This window comes from Thioalkalivibrio sp. ALJ16 (genome assembly GCF_000377345.1).
In the GTDB taxonomy this organism is placed as follows: domain Bacteria; phylum Pseudomonadota; class Gammaproteobacteria; order Ectothiorhodospirales; family Ectothiorhodospiraceae; genus Thioalkalivibrio.
This window is the reverse complement of sequence record NZ_KB898040.1, coordinates 231,378-246,638: the sequence shown is the minus strand read 5'-3', so window position 1 is coordinate 246,638 and position 15,261 is coordinate 231,378. Positions and strand designations below refer to the sequence as shown.

The window sequence follows — 15,261 nt, the reverse complement described above, 5'->3', positions numbered from 1 at the left end:
TTCGAGTCCACCATCGACAACCTGAGCGTGAGTTCCGAGAACCTGTCGGATGCGCGTTCGCGGATCCGGGATGCGGACTTCGCGGCGGAGACGGCGGAGCTGACCCGCGCCCAGGTGCTGCAGCAGGCGGGTACCTCGGTACTGGCGCAGGCCAATGCAGTGCCGCAGAACGTGCTGGCCCTGCTGCAGTAAGCGGGTCCGGGTCGGCCTTCGAATGAAGCCCGGCTGATGCCCCGGGGACCACTTGCGCCGGTCGTGAGTGCCCGCCCGGTCCCGACAGGCCGCATCCCCTGGGGTGCGGCCTTTTTGTGTTGCGGCTGCGCAGTTTTTTCGCAGTGGGGGATCAAGATTTGCGCTAGGCTGTCGTTATAGAGGTTGTACGTGCACAGAGGCGGTCGAGACGTCGACCTGCGAGGAGCAATACGATGGCAATCAGTGCGATGGGTGTGGGGTCCGGCCTGGATCTGAACCAGATTGTAGGCGACCTGCTGAACGCCGAACGCCTTCCGAAGGAAGATCGCTTCAACCGGCGTGAGGAGCGGATCGAGGCGCAGATCTCGGCCTTCGGGAACCTGCGCAACGGGATCGAACAGCTCCAGGCCTCGTTATTGTCGTTGTCCGGCTTCGAACTCAACCAGACGGCCTCGATCTCCGACGAGAGCGTGGCAACCGTGAGTGCCGACGGTTCCGCGGCCAACGGTTCTTTCTCGCTGCAGGTGAACCAGCTGGCGCAGGCGCAGGCGCTCGCCACCGCCGCAGGGGATTTCGCGGACGGTGATGCCGAGGTCGGGGCCGGGCAGCTGCAGTTGCAGCTGGGGGATCGTAGCCCGGTGACGATCAACGTCGCGGAAGGCGACACGCTGCGCGATGTGCGCGATGCCATCAACGAGGCCGGTGCGGGTGTGCGTGCGTCCATCGTGAACGATGGCAACGGCGCGAGGCTGGTGCTGAATGCCACCGAGACGGGGGCGGACAACACGATCTCGCTGACCGCGACCGAGGACCCGGCCGGCAGCGGTCTGGCGCGACTGGATGGCAGCAACCTGGTCGAGACGCGCGCGGCACAGAATGCCGAGGTGGTAATCGACGGCGTGACCGTGACCAGCGCGACCAACACCCTGGACGATGCCATCGAAGGGATCTCCATCGAGTTGCAGGGCACCTCGACAGCACCGGCCACGGTCTCGGTGCGGGAAGACCAGAGCGCGCTGCGCGAGGCGCTGCAGGGCTTTGTCGAACAGTACAACACACTGGTCGGGCAGACCCGCGAGCTGACGTCCTACAACGTGGAGGACGACGAGCCGTCGGTGCTCACCGGTGACAGCACCGTGCGCGGTGTGCGCAGCCGACTGAGCGAGGCCCTGCTACAGCAGGCCGGGGTGCCGGACTCGGGCGTGCAGACCCTGGCCGAGCTTGGCATCGTCTCGAATCGTGACGGGACGCTGAATTTCGACACCAGTCGCTTTAATCAGGCGATGGATAACAACGACTTCGAGAGTATTGCGCAGGTTGTACGTGAAGTGGGCGGGCGCATGGAAGAGGTCACCCGGACCTTCGTCGCACCGGATGGCCTGATCGGGAACCGTACCGACGGGCTGCGCAGCGACCTCGAACGCATCGAACAGCAGCGTGAACGGCTGGACGTACGCCTCGAGCGCATGGAAAGCCGCCTCATCGCACAATTCTCGCGCATGGATACGGCGATCGCGCAAATGCAGAGCACCGGCGACTTTCTGACCAGCCAACTGGCGAACATGCCGCTGGCGCAGAACAATTCGCGTCGATAATCACCGCAAAGCGGTGACTGGATAACGGAGACAGGCAGATGTACGGACCGGCATCGAATCGAGGGGTGAATCAGTATCGGCAGTCGGGCGCGCTGGCCGAGGCCCAGGTGGCCGACCCGCACCGGCTGATCCAGATGTTGTTCGAGGGTGCGCTGGAGCGCATTGCGGTGGCGAAAGGTGCGATGCAGCAGGGCAACGTGGGCCTGAAAGGCGAGAAGATCGGCAAGGCCATCGATATCGTCGAATCGCTGCGCGCGGTGTTGGACCACAAGCATAACCCGGAGCTGTCGGGCAATCTGGATGCCCTGTACGAGTACATGTCCCGGCGTCTGCTGGAGGCCAACGCGCAGAACGATGCGGCGGCGCTGGACGAAGTTGCCAAGCTGCTGCGCGAGATCAAGGGTGGCTGGGACGAGATCCCGCATGACGCGCGCCAGCGGCGGGCGAGCTGAGACCCGCGGTCTTGACCGCGCCCGCCCGGCATGGTGATGTGCGCGGATCATGACCACATCCAATGCGGATAACGACAACTCCGGCGTAACGCTGGAGGATGCCGTCGAGGCAGTGCGTGGCCTGATGGAACAGGCCATCCTCGATGAGGACTGGGACCGCCTGGAAGAGCTGGACCTGAAGGCGCGGGTCCTGGTCAATCGCGCGTTCGGCGACGAACCGGTGCCGCTTCGTGATGACAGCGGCCATGCCCTGCGCGAGGCGCTTGAGCGCCTCTCCGCATTCTACGAGCAGACCGTCCCTGAACTCGCCGAGCGTCGCGGCGAAGCCAGCCGGCAGCTGCGGGAGCTGCGCGCCGGTCGCAAAGGCACCAGCGCTTACGAGAACACGCGCCGCCACTCCATGCCCTCCGGCCCGATGAAGCCAGGCCGCTGACCCGCGCACTAACGGCCGCCGATGATTCGGCCCCAGCCGATTTCTCCCGGTTTTCCTCAGTCGTCGCCCCGCCTCTCGTCATGCCGGGAACCGCGCAGCGGTTATCCGGGATCTCGGGCGTTGGTGCCAGGCAGGCGGTTGGGGCTTCCTGACGCCCTGGATCTCGGCTCTTCGCTGCGCTGCGGCAGGGATGATGACGTTGGGGTTACGGCGGGCTGACGGGGCCGTGGTTGCGGCCGGATGACGGCCGTTGCGGTTGAGTCGGGATGGCGGAGGGGCGCTAGTGCGGCGCGTCAGGATGCCGGGTTCGGGACGCGTCGCACGGTCTGTACGCTGCCGAGGGCCTGCAGGCGGTCGAACAGGGCGCTCAGTTCGCCGAGGTCGCTGAACTCGGCCTCCAGTTCCATGCGGACGCTGCGATCCTCGCGGTTGGTCTGGGTGTTCACGCGCAGCAGGTTGATGCCGCATTCGGAGAAGGCGTTGCCCACTTCACCCAGGAGGCCGGGGCGGTCATGGGCATCCACTTCCAGGGTGACGGCTTCGCGTTCCGGTTCTTCGCCCCAGGAGACCGGGATCAGGCGGCCGCGCTTTTCCTGTGGCATGTGCAGGATGTTCACGCAGTCGCTGCGGTGCACGGAGACGCCGGCCCCGCGGGTGATGAAGCCGATGATGGGGTCGCCGGGCTGCGGGTTGCAGCAGCGCGCGCGCGTAGTGAGCAGGCCGCCCACACCCCGAATCTTGATGTCCGCGTCGCCGCCGGTTCCGTCGGGGCGCCGCGCGCGTTGTGACACCGGGGCTGTCGCCGGTGGTTGCGGGCTTCGGGCCTCGCGCATCTGCTGCGAGATGCGCCCGGCGATCTGTGCCGTGGTGACGTCGCCGGCACCGAGGGCGGTGAGCAGTTCGTCAAAGGTCTGATACTTCATGGCCTCGGCGAGGGCGGTGCGGTCGAGGTCGTGGCCGCAGCCCAGCCGCTGGCACTCGCGATCGAACATCTGCTTGCCAGTCGCGAGGTGTTCCTCCTGGTGTTGCTGACGGAACCAGGTGCGGACCTTGGAGCGGGCCCGGGCGGTATTGAGATAGCCGAGGTTGGGGTTGAGCCAGTCGCGGCTGGGTCCGCCCTCGCGGGTAGTCAGCACCTCGACCCGTTCGCCGGATTTGAGGCGGTAGGTGAGCGGTACGATGTGACCGTCCACCTTGGCTCCGCGGCAACGGTGGCCGACTTCGGTATGCACCGCGTAGGCGAAATCCAGCGGCGTGGCACCCTGGGACAGGTCCAGCACCTCGCCTTGTGGGGTCAGCACGAAGACACGCTGGTGCAGGGGCTCGCTCTGGATTTCGTCCAGCAGGTTCTGGTCCGAGCTGTCGGCCTCCAGCAGCTGGCGCAGGTTGGCGATGGCGCGATTGAGCGCCTGGTCCTCGCGTCCGCCTTCCTTGTAGCGCCAGTGGGCGGCCACCCCCAGTTCGGCGAACTCGTCCATTTCGCGGGTGCGGATCTGCACCTCGACGATCTTGCCTTGGGGCCCCACCACGGCGGTGTGCAGGGACTGGTAGCCGTTATCCTTGGGGTTCGCGATGTAGTCGTCGAACTCGCTGGGCAGGTGGCGCCAGTCGTTGTGGACGATACCCAGGACGGTGTAGCAGGTGGCCAGCTGGTCCACGATCACGCGCGTGGCCCGCAGGTCGTACAGTTCCGACAGCGAGGTGCGTTTGCGCTGCATCTTCTTCCAGATGCTGTAGATGTGCTTGGGCCGGCCAAATACGCGGGCGTCGATGCCTTCTTCCTTCAGGCGCTGCTGAAGGGTGCGCGCAAAGGCCTCGACGTAGGTCTCACGCTCGGTCCGATTTTCCTCCAGCCCGCGTGCGATCTCGCGGTAGGTATCCGGTTCCAGGATGCGCAGGGCGAGGTCTTCCATCTCCCACTTCAGCTGGCCGACACCCAGACGGTTGGCCAGCGGCGCGATCACGTCCAGAGTCTCCTGGGCGAGGGCGCGCGCGGAATCGTCCGGTTCCCGCGCGATCAGGCGCAGGTGCTGGACGCGGAATGCCAGCTTGATCAGCACCGCCCGCACGTCGTCCACCATCGCCATCAGCATGCGCCGCAGACGCTCGGCCTGTTCCGGGCGCCCAGCGGGCGTCTCGAAACGACGGCGCACGAGGGCCGCGACGTTGGTGGTCAGCCGCGCAGTCGCAGCCCCGAAGCGGCCTTCGATTGCGGCCGCATCCAGGTGGTCTGCCAGGTAGGCCGGCACCAGCAGGGTCGCCACCAGCGTCTGGCGGTCCACGTTCAGATGGCGCAGGGTCTCGGCCACATCGAGTGGGTGGGACTCGAGCCCGCTGGCTTCCACCGCCTCCAGTGCCAGCTCGAGCGCGTCCCGCAGCTGTTCCCCCGCTGCGCCGTCCAGCGGCTGGCCGCCCGCGAAATGGCGCAGCAGCGCGTCGCGGTCGAGGCCCTGGAGGTCGGTATTGGTTAACAGCGAATGGCGCATGCGGGCAGTCGTTCGGACGGTGCGTGGCCGGTATTGTACGGGAGCGCGGGGCTGGGGTAGAGGCTTGCAAGGGAGGGCCGGGCGCGGTCAGGATCGGGGCATGGCCAATCTGTTCAGGATCGCGGTGCTTCTGGGTCTGGGGTATGCCCTGGTGGTGGGGCTGATGTTCGTGACCCAGGACCGTCTGATCTATATGCCCTCAGGGACGCTGACCGATACGCCCGAACGCATCGGCCTCGCATATGAGGACGTGGAGCTGACCACCGAGGACGACGTGCGTCTGCACGGCTGGTTCGTGCCGGGGCCGCGCTCGGATGCGCCGGTGATGCTGTTCCTCCATGGCAATGCCGGCAACATCGGTCACCGCCTGTATTCCCTGCGGCAGTTCCACGAACTGGGGCTGGCCGTGCTCATCATCGACTACCGCGGCTACGGCCGGAGTGCGGGGCGTCCGGACGAGGCGGGGACCTACGCGGATGCCCGCGCCGCCTGGCGGCATCTTGTCGAGGATCGCGGGTTCTCCGCAGAGGACGTCGTGCTGTTCGGGCGCTCCCTGGGGGCGGCGGTGGCGGCCGATCTGGCCACCGCGGTCGAACCCGGTGCCGTGATCCTCGAAGCGGCCTTCACCTCCGCCGCCGACCTGGGCGCGCGGCATTATCCCTGGCTGCCGGTACGCGCACTGCTGCGCCACGAATACGACACCCTCGGGCGCATCGGCGCCATCGAGGCGCCCATCCTGCTGGCACACAGCCCGGCGGATGAGATCGTTCCCTTTGCCCATGCCGAACGGCTGTATGCCGAGGCCCGCGACGGGCAGCTTCTGCAGTTGCAGGGCGGCCATAACGACGCGCCAATGACCACCGGAGATGCCTATACCGAGGGCCTGCGGGCGTTTCTCCAGGCCGCGGGATTCAGTATGGGGGATTCCTGACCCACGGCGGCCAGCGGCCCGGGCGTACAGCCGGGGCGGGCACGGCGCGGGGGAGATTGTTAGACTGCGCGGCGGTTACGGACGGAACGGAAGCCCCTGGCGCCAGGAATGAGCTCATCTGCTGCAAACACCCCGCTGACGGTTCGTTACTGCCGGCCCGACGCCCCGGAGGCTGCGCAGGCCCCGGTCGTGGTCCGGTTTGGCGGGCGCAGCGGCGTCGAGTGCCGCCCGGGACAGCTGGAGATCCGCGTGGGGCTGCAGCCTGTCGGTTCCGGGGGAGAGTGGCTGGAGTACTGGACCCTGCCGGAAGGCACCCGCGGCGAGACTGGCGTGGAGGGGGCGCTGGCCTTTCTGCATAGCGAGCATTGCCTGGTGGGCGCCTGGTTCCAGCCTCTGGGGACCACGGAAGACCCGGAGCCGATGGCGGAAGATGCCTACCGCGAGATCCTGACCGCATGTCGCGCCCGCGGCTTCGCGCATCTGGTGCGGGTCTGGAACTACTTCCCCGCGATCAACGAGCCGGTGGCCGGGCAGGAACGCTACCGCGGCTTCTGCAGTGGCCGCGCCCGGGTGTTCGAGGCCCTGCCCGGGTACGAGCAGATCCTGCCGGCGGCGACGGCCATCGGCACCCATGGCGACGGCCTGCTGATCTACTTCATCGCCACGCGTGAGGCGGCGGCACGGATCGAGAATCCGCGCCAGGTCAGCGCATTCCACTACCCGCGCCGGTATGGTCCGCGCAGCCCTTCGTTTGCCCGCGCCAGCCTCTGGCAGTCCGGGCCGGAGGTAGCCGAGCTCTTTATCTCCGGGACGGCCAGTATCGTCGGGCACGAGAGCCGCCATGCCGGCGATCTGGAGGCACAGATCGACGAGAGCCTGCGCAATATCGGGGTTCTGCTGGAACAGGCGAACCTGCACCATCGAATGTCCGCCGAGACGCCGCAGGCGCTCTCGCTGCTCAAGGTTTACCTGCGCCACGCCGCGGATGCGACGGCTGCCGAAGACCACCTGCGGCGACACCTCGGCCACGACGTACCCTGGCTTCTGCTGCATGGCGACATCTGTCGCGAGGAACTGCTGGTGGAGATCGAGGGGCTGTACTCGGAGCGCCTGCCTACGGCGCTCGCGACACCATAATGACGATTTGAAGCCGGATTGAAGATACAACGCCGTATCCACGCGGCCACCGGCCACTAGCCAGGGAGAACACGCAATGCAGCCGTCCACCAAGAAGCCGCACCCGGTGCTGAAGGACTACTACGGCGACGAGGCCAGCCGTCGCGCCTACGTCGATGATCTGTTCGACCGGACTGCACCGTATTACGACCGGATCCTGCGCGTGGGCTTCTTTGGCACCGGCCAGGCGTACCGGCGCTTTGTGCTGAAGAAGTCGGGGCTGAAGGCGGGCATGAACGTGCTGGACGTTGCCACGGGAACCGGCCCGGTGGCGCAGGAGATCCGCAAGGTGGTGGGGGACGACCACCTGACCTGCGTAGACCCCAGCCGCGGCATGATGGATATCGCCCGTACCAAGATGGATGCGACCTTCATCCAGAGTCTGGGCGAGCAGATGCCGCTGCCGGAGCAGCAGTTCGACCGCCTGTACATGGGCTATGGGCTGCGCCACGTGCGCGACCTCCACGAGCTGTTCAGCGAGTACTTCCGGGTGCTCAAGCCCGGCGGCCGCTGCACGATCCTCGAGGTCTCGCGGCCGCGCACCAAGCGCCAGTTCGCCCTGGCCCGGTTCTATTTCCGGGACTTCGTGCCCTTTGTGGGCAAGGTGCTGACGCGTGACCCCGATGGTCACCTGCTGATGCGCTACTTCTGGGACACCATCGACCAGTGCGTGCCGCCGGAGGAGATCCAGGACACGCTGCGAGCCGTGGGCTTCGAGGATGTGCAGCGCGATGTCCAGCTGGGCGTGTTCAGCGCCTACATGGCGACGCGTCCGGCCGCCTGAGCGCCCGTGGGGCGCCTGCAGGTGAAGGTGGCGCCAGGCAGTCGGCGTACGGCGATCACCGGCTGGATGGGCGATACGCTGAAGCTGCAGGTACAGGCGGCACCGGAAAAGGGGCGCGCCAATCAGGCGGTGATCGAACTACTGGCCCGCGACCTGGGCTGTCCGAAGTCCGCCATTCGTGTAGTGGCTGGCGCAAGCGCGCGCAGCAAAACCATCGAGGTGGAGGGCTGGAGCGAAGACGCCTTGCGGCGCGCGTTATCCTGAACCCGAACCATTTATCTGGGCCCGGCTGTCGCCGCGCCCGCGACCACAGGACCTGCCGATGAACCGCCTGACCCTGACCCGCCCGGATGACTGGCATCTGCACCTGCGTGACGGGGATGTCCTCGCCAGCGTGCTGCCCGACACCGCGCGCCGCTTTCGGCGGGCCATCATCATGCCCAACCTGAAGCCGCCGGTGACGACGGTGGAGTCGGCCGCGGAGTACCGCGACCGCATCCTCGCCGCGCTGCCCCTGGGCGCCGATTTCGAGCCCCTGATGACCCTGTACCTGACCGAGAGCACCACGCCGGAGATGATTGCGGCGGCAAAGGCCTCCGGCTTCGTGTATGGGGTGAAGCTGTATCCGGCGGGCGCGACCACGAATGCCGACAGCGGCGTGCGCGATATTCGCCGCTGTTACCCGGTGTTCGAGGCGATGCAGCGGGCGGACCTGCCGCTGCTGATCCACGGCGAGGTCACCGACCCCGAGGTCGATATCTTTGATCGCGAGGCGGTGTTCATCGAACGCCACCTGACGCCGTTGCTGCAGGACTTCCCGCAGCTGCGCGTGGTGCTCGAACACATCACTACCGAGGCTGCGGTGCAGTTTATCCAGGACGGGCCGGAGACGGTCGCCTCCACCATCACGCCGCAGCACCTGCTGTACAACCGCAATGCCCTGTTCGCGGGCGGCATGCGGCCGCACCATTTCTGCCTGCCCATCCTCAAGCGCGAACGCCACCGGCAGGCGCTGGTGCAGGCGGCGACCAGCGGTCATCCGCGCTTCTTTCTGGGTACGGACAGTGCGCCGCACCCGCGCCATGCCAAGGAATCGGCCTGCGGCTGCGCCGGGATCTATTCGGCGCATGCGGCGATCGAGCTCTATGCCGAGGCGTTCGCGGCGGCGGATGCACTTGATCGGCTGGAGGGCTTCGCCAGCCATTTCGGGCCGGACTTTTACGGCCTGCCGCGCAATACGGACACCCTGACGCTGGAGCGCTCGTCCTGGACGGTGCCCGAGGCGGTGCTGTTCGGTCACGATCCTGGCGTGCCGCTGCGCGCGGGCGAGGACATTGCCTGGAAACTCGCAGGCTGAACGCCCCGAGGACAGCGCCGGATGAACGCCCGCAGCCACAGCGGGTCAGGAAGGGAACACGAATGGAGAGGACGAAGGCATGACGGAACCGAACGTACAACGCGGGACCCTGTGGTTCTGGATGGCCATCAGCCTGGGCGTTGCGCTGCTGATTGTGGCGCTTGGGGTCGGCCTCGAGCCCGTGGGCGCGGCCATCCTGCGCGCGCCGCTGAGCTCGCCGGCGGCCGGGGCGCTCGGCTTCGGGCTGCTGATGGTATGGGCTGCCTATGCCTACGGCCTGTCGGCCGGGCGCGCCGCTGGCAGTCAGGAGATGGGGGTGGTGATCCTGAACCTCGGGTTGCCGGTCGCGCTGATCCTGCTGTGGCGCGCCGAGCTGAATGCCCTGGCGTTCTTCGTGGCGATCGGCTGGAGCCTGACGCTGGCCGGCATGGGCGTGCGGCTGTTTCGGCGCGAGCCGCTGGCGGGGCTGATGCTGCTGCCGCTGATGGGCGTCAGCCTGACGGCGATCCTGTTGTCGCTGACCCTGTGGGTGGTGCCCGCCGCGCAAACGGCGTAATGCGCTAGCGTCTGGAGTCTCCGACGGCGGCCGCACCGGCCGGTTCGGATGCGCCGGCGTATTCCAGGAACTGGTCCGCGTTCATCGGACGGGCGAACAGGTAGCCCTGAAACCGCAGGTGGCCATGCGCCGACAGCCAGTGGTACTGGGCCTCGGTCTCGACACCTTCCGCCACCACCTCCAGCTCGAAGTGGCGGGCGATGTCGCAGATGGTGCGCACCATCGCCTGGTCGCCGCTGTCCTGGTCGACCTGCTGCACAAAGCTGCGGTCGATCTTCAGTTCGTCAAACGGCAGATTCTTGAGGTAGCTCAGCGAGGAGAAGCCGGTCCCGAAGTCGTCCATGGAGAAGCGCAGCCCCATCCGGCGCAGCGAACGCATAATGTGGACGACCCGGTCGACATCCTCCGCCACCACGTGTTCGGTCACCTCCAGGGTGATGCGGTGGGCATGCTCGCGGCCCAGGTGGCGGGTGATCAGTTCCTGCATGCGGTGGACAAAGTTCAGGTGTACCAGTTGGCGCGGGCTGATGTTGATCGCAAGCTGTTTCAGGTGGTAGCCGGCCTGGTCCCATTCGCGCAGGGTCTGGAAGGCCCGGCTGATCACGGCGTCGCCAAGCTCGCTGATGTAGCCGGTCTGTTCCGCGATGGGGATGAATTCCGCGGGTGATACCGCACCCAGCTCGGCGCTGGTCCAGCGGATCAGGGTCTCCGCACTGCAGATGCGGCCGCTGGCGTCGACCTGTGGCTGGAACAGCACCTCGATCTCGCGGTTCTGCAGCGCAAAGTGCAGGCAGCGCTCGATCTGCAGGTGCCGTTCCACCGCACGCGAGAGTTCCTTGCTGAACACCACCACGCCGTCGCGTCCGCGATCCTTCACCTCGTACATGGCGATATCGGCCTCGCGCACCAGCTGGTGCGAGTTCAGCGGCTGCGCGGGATCAATCAAGCGGATGCCAATGCTGGCGCTCACGTGCAGGTGATGGTTGCGGATGATGTAGGGCGCCTTGACCACCTGCAGCAGGGAACGGGCGAGCCGCCGGGCAGCCCGTTCACAGGTCTTCCGGTTTTCCTTGCCGGGCGCGACGATCACGAACTCGTCGCCGCCCAGGCGTGCCAGGTGGTGCCCGGGCGGCAGGGCATTGGCGAAATCGCGGGTCACGGATTTCAGCAGCTCGTCGCCGATGTCGTGGCCGAGCAGGTCATTGACGGTCTTGAAGTGGTCCAGGTCGATCAGCAGCAGAAAGGAGTGCTGTCCCTGGTACTGCAGCACCTCCAGGGTCTGTTCCAGATGCTCGATAAAGGCGGCGCGGTTGTTCAGCCCGGTCAGGGCGTCGTGCGAGGCCTGATGCAGGCTGTCGCGCAGCAAGCCGAAGGCACTGTTGGCGGCGTAGTACAGCACGATGCCCAGGGTCAGGCTGAAGGCGCTGAGCACGTAGCCGTACCACTCCCCGGTCAGCAGGAAGTAGCCGGCCAGTGGCACCATCATCGCCGGGATCAGCGGCCGGAATACCCACGGGGCCGGGTAGAGCAGCGCCGCGACCACGGTGGTAGCGCCGATCTGGGTGAAGATCGCGATGTAATGGAGGTTGTGCGCATCCAGCCGCACGAAGATCACGAAGATCGCGGCCCACAGGATCACGTAGAGGTACAGGAACGCGGTCAGCCGTACGCGCCAGCGAATGCGCTGTTCCGGGGACATCGGCGCACGGTGATAGCGCCAGTACAGTTGCAGACCCCAGAGCGATGCGGCGAACATCACGCCATACCAGACTGCGGCGGCCGCAATCGTGTCATGAATCGCGCCCAGCAGGATGTAACCGAGCCCCGGGATCACCGAGAGCGCCACCAGGACGGGAATCTGGCGGGTCAGATAGACGTCGAACTGGGGTGCGGCCCGGACTGCCTCGCGGGTCGGCGTCAGAGCGCGATCGCGTGCATTCATGCGCGTTCTCGGACCGGGCTGGGGATGAATGGGCCGGACGTTACGGCAAATCCGCCGGGGGCTCAACTGCCGCGACCGCGGCGCAATAACGGTGAGTTTCATGCTGCTGAGCGAGCAACAGATCGAGGCGCGGCTGGCCGCGGCGGCCCGGCGTGGCGAGTTCGACAACCTGCCTGGTGCAGGGCGGCCGCTGGTGCTGGATGACGACCGAGAGGTGCCCGAGGCACTGCGCATGGCGTACCGGGTGATGAAGAACTCGGGGTTTGTACCGGAGGCCGTGCGCCTGCGCGGGGAGATTGCCTCGGTCGAGGCCCTGTTGCACGCGGCAGACGACGAGGCCGCCCGTCAGCACGCGGCCCGGCGCCTGCGCGTGCTGCTTGACCGTCTGAACCAGAACGGGGAAGGGCGCGGACTGATCTCGGAGTCGGGCTACTTCCGCCAGTTGTGCGAGCGCCTGGAGCGCGAGGCGTGACCCGGTCTCCGCATGGGCCCTTGCGCGGGCGTGGCGCCACGATGGACCCCGGCGCTCGCTTCGAGGCCACACAGCGCGAGCCCTTTGATGACGGGTGGGAGGGCGATGGCGAGGCCGCGCCGGTGCTGCGCACAGAGGTGACCCTTGAACACCCGCGCACCGTGCTGTCGTGGAACCAGTCGCCGGATGTGCCGTTCGAGCTGTCCCTGAACCCCTATCGCGGCTGCGAGCATGGCTGCGCCTACTGTTTCGCGCGGCCCGCTCACGCGTACATGGGGCTGTCGCCGGGGCTGGACTTCGAGAGCCGTCTGTTTGCGAAGGTCGGGGCGGCGCAGTGCCTGCGTCGCGAGCTGGCGCGACCGTCGCACCGGGTGACACCCCTCGCACTCGGCATCAACACCGATGCCTATCAGCCGATCGAGAGGGAGCGACGGATTACGCGGGAGATTCTCGAGGTACTGGCGGAGACCGGGCACCCGGTCTCCATCGTGACCAAGTCGGCGCTGGTGGAGCGGGATCTGGATCTGCTCGCACCGATGGCTGCGCGGGGTCTGGCCCAGGTCGCCGTGTCCGTAACCACGCTCGACCGCGCCCTGTCGCGCCAGCTGGAGCCGCGCGCGGCGTCGCCCGCCCGGCGGCTGGAGACAGTGGCGCGGCTGAGTGCGGCGGGTGTGCCGGTCAGCCTGCTGGTCGCACCGCTGATCCCGGTACTGACGGATGCGGAACTGGAGACCCTGCTGGTTGCCGGCGCGGCGGCCGGAGCCGTGGCTGCCGGTTACGTGCTGCTGCGCCTGCCGCGCGAGGTGGCCCCGCTGTTCGAGGACTGGCTGCGCACGCATCAGCCGCTGAAGGCCGAACATGTGTTGCAGCGCCTGCGCGAGGCGCACGGGGGACAGCTGTATGACGCGACCTTTGGTCACCGCATGCGCGGGGCGGGGCCATATGCGGAGTTGCTGCGGCAGCGTTTTCGTCTTGCGCGGCGCCGGGCTGGCCTGCAGGGGCGACTGGTGGAGCTGGACTGCACCCAGTTCGTGCCGCCGGCCGGCGGGGGGGCGGCAGGGAACACGAGCCAGCTGGATCTGTTCTGACGCGCCCGCGGCGATCTGGTTTACAGTGGGAATCTCGCAACCGGGAATGCTAGAGATGTCCACGACCACAACCGTACAACGGCAGGCTGGCTGGTGGGGGCCGCGCGCGCTTGCGGCAGGCGAGCACGGGCGCTGGTCCGTCGGACCGCTGGACCTGTGGCTCGCCCACGGTGCACGGGAGTGGCAGATGGTACTGCAGCGCCCGCGTGACCCGGCCGATGCGACCCAGGCCATCGAGATCCCCTGTAGCGACCCCTTTCCGACGGACGCATCCGACCTGCTGCGCTTTGCCGGCGCCTCGGCCGAGGCCCAGCCGGAGCTGCGGGTGGCGCTGGCCGATCGCCCGATGGTCAGCCGCCCGCAGAACCCGTTTTACGTGCCGGCGAACGGCGAGGTGACCCTGTATCTGAGCTCCCCGGTCTGGGTGCAGCTGCTGATCGGCGCGGCGATGGTGCAGGAGTTTCCGGTCTATGTGCCCTCCGATACCTGGTTCGGGGCCAATACCGTTAATGGCGAGCTGTGTTACGCGACGCGCACCCAGGCGCGCCTGGACCTGGCAGACGTGCCGGAACGGCCCCACCGGGTGGTCACACCCCTGACGATCGTGAACAAGGCTCCCGATGCGCTGTTTCTGGAGCGGGTGAATCTCCCGGTTCCGCGACTGCCGGTCTATGCCGACGAGCAGCACCGCCTGTGGACCCCGGCGGTACGCATGGAGCGCGAAGAGGATCGCGACATGGCGGCGATGAAGATTGACTCCGCCCCCCCGGCACCGGCGCGCGGGGCGAAGCGGGTGGCCGAGCCGCGCGAGTCCGGCGGCCGTCACGTGATGATCCGGGCGTTCAGCGCCCTGTTCCAGTAGGTACACGGTATGAGCGAATGGCTGCAGACGGTGGTGACCTTTGTGACCAGCGAGGCCTTCCTCGCGGCGGTTCGGGCGGCGGTTTATCTGCTGGTCGGCCTGTTTGTGGCGCGACTGGTCTCGCGCGGGCTGGCGCGGGCACTGGAGGAACAGCTGGATGCCCAGCAGGTGATGCTGGTCCGGCGTATCAGTTTTTATCTGATCGTCCTGCTGGTGCTGGCATCGGCGCTACGCGAGCTGGGGTTCGACCTGACCGTGCTGCTGGGGGCCGCGGGGATCCTGACCGTGGCGCTGGGCTTCGCCTCGCAGACCTCGGCCTCCAACCTGATCTCCGGGCTGTTTCTGATCGGAGAGCGGCCGTTTTCGGTCGGAGACGTGATCAAGGTGGGGGATGCCACGGGCGAGGTGCTGTCCATCGATCCGCTGTCGGTGAAGCTGCGCACCTTCGACAACCTGATGGTGCGGGTACCGAACGAAAGCCTGGTGAAGAGCCAGCTGACCAACCTCAGCCGCTTCCCGATCCGGCGTCTGGACATGCAGATCGGGGTGGCCTACCACACCGACCTGAAACAGCTGCGGGACATCCTGATGCAGGTGGCCGAGCGCAATCCGGTCTGCCTGGAGGAGCCGAAGCCGCTGTTCATCTTCCTCGAATACGGCGATTCCGCGCTGAAGATTCAGCTCTCGGTGTGGGCGCGACGGGAGAAATTCCTGGACCTGCGCAACTCCATGCACGAGGGCGTCAAGGCGGCGCTGGACGAGGCCGGTATCGAGATCCCGTTCCCGCAGCGCACGCTGGGCGGGCTGGCCGGGGGTGCCGCACTCCCGGTGCGAATCATGGACAACGTGCCCGCGGACGAGGCCCCGCCCGTGGTGACCGGCGACGACACCGCGACCCAGGAGGCTCCGGCGCGGGACTAGGTGTCAGGCATGCC

At 67.2% G+C, this 15,261-nt stretch carries 16 protein-coding genes; 14 read left to right on the top strand and 2 right to left on the bottom strand.

Annotated elements, in window-relative coordinates; all coding sequences use genetic code 11:
- The 4 genes from D000_RS0106060 to D000_RS0106045 form a co-directional block, all read left to right on the top strand.
- Nucleotides 1–192: flagellin (locus tag D000_RS0106060; RefSeq protein WP_018872647.1), on the top strand; the 192-nt coding region annotated here is incomplete at its 5' end.
- 233 nt (nucleotides 193–425) lie between these two features.
- On the top strand, nucleotides 426–1,787 hold the full coding sequence (fliD, locus tag D000_RS0106055) for a flagellar filament capping protein FliD (protein WP_018872646.1): 1,362 nt from the start codon (nucleotides 426–428) through the stop codon (nucleotides 1,785–1,787).
- A 38-nt stretch (nucleotides 1,788–1,825) separates the two neighbouring features.
- Nucleotides 1,826–2,239: a flagellar export chaperone FliS gene (fliS, locus tag D000_RS0106050; RefSeq protein WP_018872645.1), complete on the top strand. Its 414-nt coding sequence runs from the start codon at nucleotides 1,826–1,828 to the stop codon at nucleotides 2,237–2,239.
- 49 nt (nucleotides 2,240–2,288) lie between these two features.
- Nucleotides 2,289–2,672: a flagellar protein FliT gene (locus tag D000_RS0106045; RefSeq protein ID WP_018872644.1), complete on the top strand. Its 384-nt coding sequence runs from the start codon at nucleotides 2,289–2,291 to the stop codon at nucleotides 2,670–2,672.
- A gap of 293 nt (nucleotides 2,673–2,965) precedes the next feature.
- Here D000_RS0106045 and D000_RS0106040 read toward each other — a convergent pair whose 3' ends face one another.
- Entirely contained in the window at nucleotides 2,966–5,158 is a 2,193-nt protein-coding gene (locus D000_RS0106040; RefSeq protein ID WP_018872643.1) for a bifunctional (p)ppGpp synthetase/guanosine-3',5'-bis(diphosphate) 3'-pyrophosphohydrolase, read from the bottom strand.
- 100 nt (nucleotides 5,159–5,258) lie between these two features.
- On the opposite strand from D000_RS0106040, the gene D000_RS0106035 reads away from it, so the two are divergent.
- The 6 genes from D000_RS0106035 to D000_RS0106010 all read left to right on the top strand — a co-directional run bounded on the left by D000_RS0106035 (nucleotide 5,259) and on the right by D000_RS0106010 (nucleotide 9,962).
- On the top strand, nucleotides 5,259–6,089 hold the full coding sequence (locus D000_RS0106035; protein WP_018872642.1) for an alpha/beta hydrolase: 831 nt from the start codon (nucleotides 5,259–5,261) through the stop codon (nucleotides 6,087–6,089).
- A gap of 108 nt (nucleotides 6,090–6,197) precedes the next feature.
- Nucleotides 6,198–7,226, top strand: coding sequence for a hypothetical protein (locus D000_RS0106030; protein WP_026279801.1), 1,029 nt, complete (start codon nucleotides 6,198–6,200; stop codon nucleotides 7,224–7,226).
- A 76-nt stretch (nucleotides 7,227–7,302) separates the two neighbouring features.
- Nucleotides 7,303–8,049 carry a class I SAM-dependent methyltransferase gene (locus tag D000_RS0106025; RefSeq protein WP_018872640.1) on the top strand — a complete coding sequence of 249 codons (747 nt, stop codon included), beginning with the start codon at nucleotides 7,303–7,305 and terminating at the stop codon, nucleotides 8,047–8,049.
- Between the two features lie 6 nt (nucleotides 8,050–8,055).
- A complete protein-coding gene (locus tag D000_RS0106020) occupies nucleotides 8,056–8,313 on the top strand; it encodes a DUF167 domain-containing protein (protein ID WP_018872639.1) in 258 nt (85 codons plus the stop codon).
- A gap of 58 nt (nucleotides 8,314–8,371) precedes the next feature.
- Nucleotides 8,372–9,406 carry a dihydroorotase gene (gene pyrC / locus D000_RS0106015; RefSeq protein WP_018872638.1) on the top strand — a complete coding sequence of 345 codons (1,035 nt, stop codon included), beginning with the start codon at nucleotides 8,372–8,374 and terminating at the stop codon, nucleotides 9,404–9,406.
- 79 nt (nucleotides 9,407–9,485) lie between these two features.
- Nucleotides 9,486–9,962, top strand: coding sequence for a hypothetical protein (locus D000_RS0106010; RefSeq protein WP_018872637.1), 477 nt, complete (start codon nucleotides 9,486–9,488; stop codon nucleotides 9,960–9,962).
- A gap of 4 nt (nucleotides 9,963–9,966) precedes the next feature.
- Here D000_RS0106010 and D000_RS0106005 read toward each other — a convergent pair whose 3' ends face one another.
- Entirely contained in the window at nucleotides 9,967–11,904 is a 1,938-nt protein-coding gene (locus tag D000_RS0106005) for a bifunctional diguanylate cyclase/phosphodiesterase (RefSeq protein WP_018872636.1), read from the bottom strand.
- 100 nt (nucleotides 11,905–12,004) lie between these two features.
- Here D000_RS0106005 and D000_RS0106000 point away from each other — a divergent pair, with 100 nt between their 5' ends.
- Genes D000_RS0106000 through D000_RS0105985 form a run of 4 tightly spaced genes read left to right on the top strand, consistent with a single transcriptional unit; the run spans nucleotide 12,005 to nucleotide 15,247 of the window.
- The gene (locus D000_RS0106000; RefSeq protein WP_018872635.1) at nucleotides 12,005–12,376 is read left to right on the top strand and encodes a DnaJ family domain-containing protein; all 372 of its coding nucleotides are present in this window, start codon (nucleotides 12,005–12,007) and stop codon (nucleotides 12,374–12,376) included.
- Complete coding sequence (locus D000_RS0105995) at nucleotides 12,373–13,464, top strand: PA0069 family radical SAM protein (RefSeq protein WP_026279800.1); 1,092 nt, start codon at nucleotides 12,373–12,375, stop codon at nucleotides 13,462–13,464. Before D000_RS0106000 ends, D000_RS0105995 begins: the two co-directional genes overlap by 4 nt.
- A 55-nt stretch (nucleotides 13,465–13,519) precedes the next feature.
- Nucleotides 13,520–14,326, top strand: coding sequence for a hypothetical protein (locus D000_RS0105990; protein WP_026279799.1), 807 nt, complete (start codon nucleotides 13,520–13,522; stop codon nucleotides 14,324–14,326).
- Nucleotides 14,327–14,335: 9 nt separating this feature from the next.
- Nucleotides 14,336–15,247, top strand: a complete 912-nt coding sequence (locus tag D000_RS0105985; protein ID WP_018872632.1) for a mechanosensitive ion channel family protein — start codon at nucleotides 14,336–14,338, stop codon at nucleotides 15,245–15,247.
- The last annotated feature ends 14 nt before the right edge of the window (nucleotides 15,248–15,261 follow it).